This is a genomic window from Desulfovibrio sp. 1214_IL3152, assembly GCF_036763055.1.
In the GTDB taxonomy this organism is placed as follows: Bacteria; Desulfobacterota; Desulfovibrionia; order Desulfovibrionales; family Desulfovibrionaceae; genus Desulfovibrio.
This window is the reverse complement of record NZ_JBAIYW010000222.1, coordinates 1-4,480: the sequence shown is the minus strand read 5'-3', so window position 1 is coordinate 4,480 and position 4,480 is coordinate 1. Positions and strand designations below refer to the sequence as shown.

The following is a 4,480-nucleotide window of genomic DNA, read 5'->3' as shown; positions in this document are numbered from 1 at the left end:
AGGGGCATGGGCTGTATTTTGGGCAGCGCCCGCCGATTGCGCGCTTACGGGAGACAAGTCCCCTGCTTCGTTCCGGGTGCGCCCGGCTCTGCCATCGCGTTGAGAATCCGCCGGGGCGGAAAGCTGCATGCGCTCCAGAGAGGCCATCTCACGCCGCAGGGCATGAAGCTCGAACTCTTCTGCCAGAGCCGCGCACCGGGCGGCATCGATGGGCCGCACCAGCAGGTCATCCAGTTCAAGCGACGTGCAGACGTCCAGCGACAGGGTGGTCAGCTTGCGCCAGGTAAACATTTCATCCAGGTGGTCGCGCAGCTTGTCCTGAAGTTTTGGAGGCAGCAGGACAAAATGGTCGCGGATGTCTTCAAGGCTGGGGCAGATTTCAAAAATCTTTGCGGCCGTTTTGGGGCCGATGCCAGGCACGCCGGGGATATTGTCGCTGGTGTCGCCCACAAGCGCCTGCACATCGGGCCACTGGGCGGGAGTCAGCCCGCTTTCTTCCGTAAACCGGGAAGCCGTAAGCAGTTTTTCATCCTTGGATGCGGGATCCCACATATAGACATTGGGAGCAAGGCACTGCCTGAGGTCTTTGTCGCCGCCAACAATGACCACGGGGCGCTCCTGAGAAAAACGGGCAGCCAGAGAGGCTATACAGTCGTCGGCCTCGCAGTGGTCAGAAATTTCAAGGTTCATGCCCAAAGCCGTCACCATGCGCTCAATGGGCGGCATCTGGCGCAACAGGTCTTCTGGCGTGGCATCGCGATTGGCCTTGTAGAGCGGAAAAATATCATGCCTGAAATTCTTGCCCTTGCCGTCTTTGACAAAAAGAAAGTACCGCGGCCTTTCTTCGCGCAGGATGCGCAACAGCACACGGGTGACCACAACCAGGGCATTGGTGGGAAAACCGTCCGAGCGCTGCATGTTTCTGTTGGCGAAAAAACCCCGATAAATGAAGGCCGAACCGTCCATCAGAAAGACTGGTTCAGTGGCAAGATCAAGACGCTTTTTTAAAGACATGGCTAACCGTATTCTTTTGAGTGTGGCAAGTCCGCCAGTTTGCCGGGAACGGCTCTTGCGGATAAATAGAGCTGCGCGTATACTATAGTGATGGAAACAAGTCCGCAAGTGACAGCTTCCGTTCAGGGACCGCTTCTGCGCGTCAGCGTTGGCGGCAAATGGAATATCGATACGGCCTGGCCCCCTGAAGCCAGAGCCGCCCTGGAAATCCTGGCTGACCAGAGCATCCGTGAAGTTCGCCTTGAAGGCGACAATCTCGGCGCTTGGGACAGCAGCCTGCTTGTTTTTCTCGTGCAAGTGGCGCAGGCAGCCAACGAACGCAAGGCAGACCTGCACACCAGCCTGCCCGACGGGCTGGAACGTCTGCTCAAGCTCGCCTTTGCCGTTCCCGCCAAAGCCGGTTCCGACCGCAAAAAAGAAAACCTCAATTTTGTGCAGCGTGTGGGTCAGGCCACCATTGATCTGCCGCCGCGCATAACCGACTTTTTGAACTTCGTGGGTGATGTGACCCTGGCCGTAGGCCGCCTTTTTGTGGGCCGCACCCAGATGCGCCCGCAGGACCTGCTGGCGGCCATGCAGGAATGCGGCGTGCAGGCGCTGCCCATCATTTCCATAACCAGCATGCTTTTTGGCCTTATCCTGGCCTTTGTGGGCGCGGTGCAGCTTACCCAGTTTGGCGCGCAGATCTACGTGGCCGGTCTGGTGGGCATAGGCATGCTGCGTGTCATGGGCGCCGTTATGGTGGGCGTGGTCATGGCGGGCCGGGTAGGCGCGGCCTATGCCGCTCTTATCGGCACCATGCAGGTCAACGAAGAGGTGGACGCTCTTGCCACGCTTGGCATAGCCCCTGTGGATTTTCTGGTTTTGCCGCGTGTGGTCGCCCTGACGGCCATGATTCCCCTGCTCACGCTCTACGCCGACCTTATGGGCGTGGTGGGCGGCTATATTGTTGCCACAACCATGCTGAACATCAATCCGATGGAATATATCAACGCCACCATGCAGATGGTTCCCTACAAGCACGTCTTCATCGGTCTTGCGTATGGCACGGTTTTTGGCGTCATCATCGCCATAACCGGCTGCTATCAGGGGATGCGCTGCGGCCGCAGCGCCCAGGCCGTGGGCTTTGCAACCACGACCGCCGTGGTACACGCCATTGTGGGCATTATCGTGGCCACTGCGATCATAACCGTCATCTGCAATGTGCTGGGCATCTGACATGGCCGAAAAAAACACCACAGCGGGCATCACGCCCGAAAAAAATACCGCAGGCGCCAACGCGCCGGAAACAAGCCGGCAGCCGGACAGCGCGCCTGTGCCGGAAACACCGTCGCAAACTGAAACGGCCCATACCGCCGCCGACGCCCCCAATGCCGGACAGAACAGCACTGAAATGCGCATCAGGGTCAACAAGCTGCAGGTGGGCTACGGTTCGTATGTTCTCATGCGCGACGTGACGTTTGACGTGCGCGCCGGGGACATTTTCTTTATTACCGGCGGTTCCGGCTGCGGCAAAAGTACCTTGCTGCGGGTGCTCATGGGACTGAAATCGCCGCAGGCGGGTCAGGTCTTTTATGGAAAAACGGACTTCTGGGCATGCACCGAGGAGCAGCGCCGCCGAATGGGACGCGACACGGGCGTGCTTTTTCAGAGCGGGGCCTTGTGGAGTTCCATGACGCTGGCGGAAAACGTGGGCTTGCCCTTGCAGCAGTATACCGACCTGAACGATGCGGACATACGCGAGCAGGCAAAGCTCAAGCTGGCCCTCTCCGGGCTTGCGGGCTTTGAAGACTACTACCCCTCCGAGATCAGCGGCGGCATGCGCAAACGCGCGGGTCTGGCGCGCGCCCTGGCCCTTGACCCCAAGGTGCTTTTTCTGGATGAACCCTCCGCCGGGCTTGATCCCGTAAGCTCGCGCATGCTGGATGACCTGATTCTGGAACTGCGCGCAAGCCTGGGAACGACGTTTGTTATTGTTTCTCATGAACTGGCGAGCATTTACGCCATTGCCGACAACCTCATCTTTCTGGATGCCCAGACGCGCCAGGTAGCGGCGTGCGGCAACCCGCACCAACTGCTGCAAGCTTCCGATACGGCGCCCAGCGCAATGCTCTTTCTTACAAGAGGCGAACGCAGTCACGCAGAAAAGGAGCAGACGGAAAAAACCGCTTCCGCTGCGCCGGACAAGGAAACGAATATATGAACGCGCAAAAATACAGAACCACTGTGGGAGCCTTTGTGCTCGGCGGGTTGGCCCTGCTGGCTCTGGGCTTCATCGTGCTGGGAGGCGGCCGCCTGTTCAGCAATGACATGCAGTATGTTCTCTACTTCGACGGCTCCGTGAGCGGCCTTTCCACTGGCGCTCCCGTGGTGTTCCGCGGTGTTCCCATGGGCAGCGTCACCCGCATCAACCTTGTAGCCAACACAAAAGACTCCAATGTCACCATTCCCGTCTATATCCGTATAGACGAGCAAAGCTTCGTGCGCGGCCGCGGCTCTGCGCCCATTTCCGAAACCGCGAGGGAAGAGATCGTGCGCCGCATGGTGCAGCGCGGCCTTCGCGCCCGTCTGCAACTGCAAAGCCTTATCACCGGGCAATACCGGATTGAACTGGACTTTTTCCCCGGTACGCCCGCTGTTTTTCGCTCGGGTACGCCGGATATGGAAATCCCCACCATTCCCTCCCCCATCGACACGCTGCAGACCACCCTTTCCCAACTGCCGCTGGAATCTATGGCCCACGCGCTTGAAAGCATTTTGCAAAACCTGGCCCATTCGCTGGCGGACGACAGTCTCGGGCGCGGGCTTAAAGCCTTTACGCGCACGTTTGAAGAAATTGACGATATCCTCAAAAACAGCCCCATGCGGCAAAATGCCGAGAACATCCTGAAAAGTCTCGACACTGCCGCAGGCACGGTTGAAAAACAAATGCCGGGAACCCTGGCGACCCTGCGGTCCGCACTGGAAAACATGAGCCTGGCGGCGGACCAGTTGCGTGTGGTCACGGCCTCGGCCCAAAGCCTTGTGGGGCGCGATTCGCCCACCATCAATGATGTGCGACGCCTGATCAAGGAAAGCATTGAAACCCTGCGTACCATCCGCACCTTCGCGCAGATGCTTGAACGCAACCCCGAAGCCCTGCTTATGGGCAGACAAGGAAAACGCTGATGCAACGTTACGCCCTGTGTACTCTTCTGGTCTTCGCCGCGCTGATGGTTGCCTGCAGCCGCAGCACGCCCACGAATTACTATCTTCTGGAAAGCCGCCTCACGCCCGTTTCAGCCGAAAGCCTGCCGGGCAAGAGCCTGCGGGTGGCCCCTGTTACCGTACCCGAGTATCTTGATCGCGACGGCATCGTCAGCCGTGTGGGCGAGTCCACCCAGCTTGTGGTGGCGCAGTTCCACAATTGGGGCGAACCGCTGAGTCACGGCGTACGCCGCGTCACCCGCGAAGTGCTCACCCGCCC

5 protein-coding genes are annotated in these 4,480 nt (G+C 59.2%); 4 read left to right on the top strand and 1 reads right to left on the bottom strand.

Annotated elements, in window-relative coordinates; genetic code table 11:
• A partial coding sequence (locus tag V6C07_RS04735) for a 5'-3' exonuclease (RefSeq protein WP_333535218.1) occupies positions 1–1,014 on the bottom strand: 1,014 nt, incomplete at its 3' end.
• 90 nt (positions 1,015–1,104) lie between these two features.
• Here V6C07_RS04735 and V6C07_RS04730 point away from each other — a divergent pair.
• The 4 genes from V6C07_RS04730 to V6C07_RS04715 form a co-directional block, all read left to right on the top strand.
• Positions 1,105–2,232, top strand: a complete 1,128-nt coding sequence (locus V6C07_RS04730; protein WP_442886174.1) for an MlaE family ABC transporter permease — start codon at positions 1,105–1,107, stop codon at positions 2,230–2,232.
• 175 nt (positions 2,233–2,407) lie between these two features.
• Positions 2,408–3,217, top strand: coding sequence for an ABC transporter ATP-binding protein (locus tag V6C07_RS04725; RefSeq protein ID WP_333535219.1), 810 nt, complete (start codon positions 2,408–2,410; stop codon positions 3,215–3,217).
• Positions 3,214–4,182: an MlaD family protein gene (locus V6C07_RS04720; RefSeq protein WP_333535216.1), complete on the top strand. Its 969-nt coding sequence runs from the start codon at positions 3,214–3,216 to the stop codon at positions 4,180–4,182. Before V6C07_RS04725 ends, V6C07_RS04720 begins: the two co-directional genes overlap by 4 nt.
• Positions 4,182–4,480 (top strand): PqiC family protein (locus V6C07_RS04715; RefSeq protein WP_333535215.1); only part of this gene is annotated, 299 nt, incomplete at its 3' end. The genes V6C07_RS04720 and V6C07_RS04715, both read left to right, overlap by 1 nt.

What these genes read in the sequence shown, in the direction of transcription:
- V6C07_RS04720 (WP_333535216.1), top strand. Translation starts at nt 3,214, where the DNA reads ATGAACGCGCAAAAATACAGAACCACTGTGGGAGCCTTTGTGCTCGGC.
- V6C07_RS04725 (WP_333535219.1), top strand. Translation starts at nt 2,408, where the DNA reads ATGCGCATCAGGGTCAACAAGCTGCAGGTGGGCTACGGTTCGTATGTT.
- V6C07_RS04730 (WP_442886174.1), top strand. Translation starts at nt 1,105, where the DNA reads ATGGAAACAAGTCCGCAAGTGACAGCTTCCGTTCAGGGACCGCTTCTG.